Below are 3,521 nucleotides of genomic sequence, written 5' to 3'. Positions count from 1 at the left end.
CTTTTTCCTCAACATATCATGGCGCATTGTGACGCCGAAGAGGAGTGGGGAGAGTCCATACCATTATGATACCTGAAGATGCTCGATTTCAGCGAGAATGCACAACTTGTTAATCAAGGTGACGGTGTGCCGCAATAGTGAGCTATTGTTAGCACTGGCAACGAAGAGTAACACGCTGTGCAACTCTTACTGCGTGGACTTCTCAGCGCCAATTCTTCTTTGTTACATTAGCTCGAAAGAATCCCGATATTCCTTCGCTAATGCGCCTCAAAGAATTGGCGCTGAAAAAGTCCTGAAACATGCATCTTCAGCTATCATGGGTATAAGTCATGTAAAATTGTGAGTTCGAATGCGCTTTATTTTGAAGACCGCCAGCACGACGAAGGGCAGTGCTGGAAAGCAAAAGGTAAAGGATATAAAGACCAATCTGAAGCATTAGAATGGTGCGAGCAAACCGTAGATGATTATCTCTCTAGTCGATACTTATTTGGCCATACCATAACTTATTAAATTCAATCAGAAAAATGTCCTAGTTAGAATCACATATTTTACTGAAAGAAGGTACATTAAACAGTGATGTACCTTTTGTCTTTTTGAACTGTTATTTGCTGAATTAAATCAGTGTGATATATCAGTTTAGAAAGTTTATATTAAAGTCACTGTCATTAAAATTCATGTTAATGCGCTTAAACCTTCTTTTTACTGAAACATAGTTTTCACTTTGATTCCTTATAAAGGTGAGCATCTTTTCGACAATTGTCGCAAAGAACTTACTGGAAATTACACAAGGAATTCAACATGAAAGCAAAATTGTCTTTGCTTGCATTAGTGCTAGGAGCCAATGTTTCAGCACTTCATGCCGCAGATGAACTCATTATTTCAGAGTATATTGAAGGCTCGAGTAATAACAAAGCCATTGAGATTTATAACCCAACCGCAGAAGACATTGATCTAAGCTCGTATTCACTCAAGATGTACTTTAACCGAAATACGTCTGTTGGCCTTTCGATTGATCTTGATGGGGTTATAGAATCTAACGGTGTTTTCGTAGTGGGACACTCAGAAGCTTCCTCAGAGATAAAGGCTGTAAGTGATCAGATCAACGGATCTGGTTGGTTTAATGGCAATGATACGGTTGCGATATTTTATAACGAAGATGTCATTGATAGCATTGGTAAAGCTGGTGAAAGTATTGAGTGGGGGAGTGGTTTAACTTCGACAAAAGACAACACGCTTCGTCGTGACTCAGAAAATCTTATAAACGATACTGACATTAATGATGAAGTGACGTTAGATACATGGTTGGGTTTTGAGAAGGATGACTGGAGCGACTTAGGTAGGTTTAATGGCGAAGATATCACGCCACCAGATCCTGAATTAGGTTTGTGTAGTGAAGCATTTTTACCAATCTCTTTGATTCAAGGTAGTGAGGCGTCAAGTCCATTTGTGGGTGACACAGTTACAACTGAAGGCGTGGTAACCAATATTCAAAATGGTTTGAAAGGCTTTTATATCCAAGCAACTGATGAAGAAACGGATGCTGAACCTGCGACTTCAGAAGGGATTTTTGTTTATACCAATTCATCTTCAAACGAGATGAATGTAGGTGACAGAATTCGCATACAGGCACAAGTTGCTGAGTTCTATGGGCTTACTCAGTTAAAGAGCATTGAAGATTATGCGATTTGTTCTACAAATAATGTTTTACCTGCTGCTACTGTCATCAGCTTACCTGTAGACAGTGACAGTCAATTTGAAGCGGTTGAGGGGATGAGAGTCTCATTTTCTCATCCATTAATCGTAAATGATGTTTACAATTTAAGTCGATATGGTGAGCTTGTACTTGGAAGTGAAAGACACTTTATTCCAACACAAGTTGCTCACCCAGGTGAAGCTGCATTAGCAGTAGCAGAAGCAAATGCAAAAGATCGTATTATTTTAGATGATGGTAAGACTTCACAAAATCCAGAAGTGATTCCATACCCAAGCCCTCAACTTTCCGCTAATAACAGCGTGAGAGTCGGTGATTCTATTACTGAATTAACAGCGATTATGCATTATGGGTTTAATCAGTATCGATTAATGCCAGATACGAGCGTTAGTTTCAATCAGAGTAACCCTCGAACTGCAACACCGACACTGGAAGGTGAAGGTAACATCAACATCGCCAGCTTTAATGTTTTGAATTATTTCAATGGTAATGGCGCTGGCGGCGGTTTCCCTACTTCAAGAGGTGCTGATTCAATCAACGAGTTTGAACGTCAACAAGCTAAGATTATTGCAGCACTAAAAACAATCAATGCAGATGTTTTCGGTCTGGTAGAGCTAGAAAATGATGGTTTTGAAGCGAACTCTGCCATAGCCTCGATTGTGGACGCCTTGAATGCTGGTTTAGACACAGGTAGTTATCAATTCATAGCACCTAATGTTTCTACTATTGGTACCGATGAAATTGCAGTTGGGATCATTTATCGTTCGGACAAAGTACAACCTGATGGTGATGCAAAAATTTTAGATTCAAATAACTCACCAAAAGACGAAGTGGATGTGCCGCTGTTTAATGATTCAAAAAATCGCCCAATGCTTACTCAAAGTTTCTCTGTGCTAGGTTCTCAAGAAAGCTTTGTCGTCGCAGTAAACCACCTTAAATCAAAGGGGAGTAATTGCGACAGTTTAGGTGATCCTGACTTATTCGATGGACAGGGAAATTGTAACTTAACTCGCTCTCGTGCTGCGCAAGCAATGGGGCAGTGGTTAAATACTGAGTTTGCAGGTCAGCAAATTATTGTGCTGGGGGACCTCAATGCGTATGCCAATGAGCTACCTTTAAACAAACTCGGTGATGCAGGTTTTGGCTCCGTATACAGCTTGCTTGAAAAAACAGCAGAGTATTCATATGTATTTAGAGGTGAATCCGGGGATTTAGATTACATTCTTGCCAATGATACATTGGCTGACAATTTAATCGATGCTACGACATGGCATATCAATGCTGATGAAGCGAGGGCATTAGATTACAACGAAGAGTTTAAGTCTGATACTCAAATATTGGATTGGTACTCACCGGATGCTTATCGTTCATCTGATCATGATCCTATCATTGTTCGATTGAACTTCGATCAATATTCGCCATTTGCAAAATACGTTCGTAAACCTAGGTATGGTTCAGCCAGATTAGATGTTGAACTACCTGAGTCCGTAGTTTGGGGAGATATCGTTGAACTCATTGTTGAATCTGTTGATACAGGCGAAATGTTTGTGCTCCAACAACGTATTTCAAAAAGGCGTGCACATAGACAGATGGTTCCTGTTCAATTACATGGGGTAAGTAATTTAGGAAAATATAATGTGTCGGCTAAAGTGTATGCTAATCCGAACAGCAGTCGTAACCGAGATGGTGTGGGAGGACATTAAAGTTTAGAACTTTAATGTCTCTGAACTGTGTCCCGATAGTTTATAGTCGGCTTAATAATGACATTAAAGATTGAAAATTATTGACCAATTAAAACTAACCTTCATAT

2 protein-coding genes are annotated in these 3,521 nt (G+C 39.7%); both read left to right on the top strand.

Going from position 1 to position 3,521, the window contains the following annotated elements; translation table 11 throughout:
- The first annotated feature begins 339 nt into the window (after positions 1-339).
- Positions 340-510, top strand: a complete 171-nt coding sequence (locus JQC92_RS21455) for a hypothetical protein (protein WP_205001570.1) — start codon at positions 340-342, stop codon at positions 508-510.
- 288 nt (positions 511-798) lie between these two features.
- Complete coding sequence (locus JQC92_RS21450) at positions 799-3,414, top strand: ExeM/NucH family extracellular endonuclease (protein WP_205001569.1); 2,616 nt, start codon at positions 799-801, stop codon at positions 3,412-3,414.
- The last annotated feature ends 107 nt before the right edge of the window (positions 3,415-3,521 follow it).

Source organism: Parashewanella hymeniacidonis (assembly GCF_016900895.1).
GTDB lineage: Bacteria > Pseudomonadota > Gammaproteobacteria > Enterobacterales > Shewanellaceae > Parashewanella > Parashewanella hymeniacidonis.
The sequence above is the reverse complement of the archived record's forward strand: the minus strand, read 5'-3'. Positions and strand labels throughout refer to the sequence as shown.

Coding starts and splice junctions, on each gene's coding strand:
- JQC92_RS21450 (WP_205001569.1), top strand. CDS start 799: ATGAAAGCAAAATTGTCTTTGCTTGCATTAGTGCTAGGAGCCAATGTT.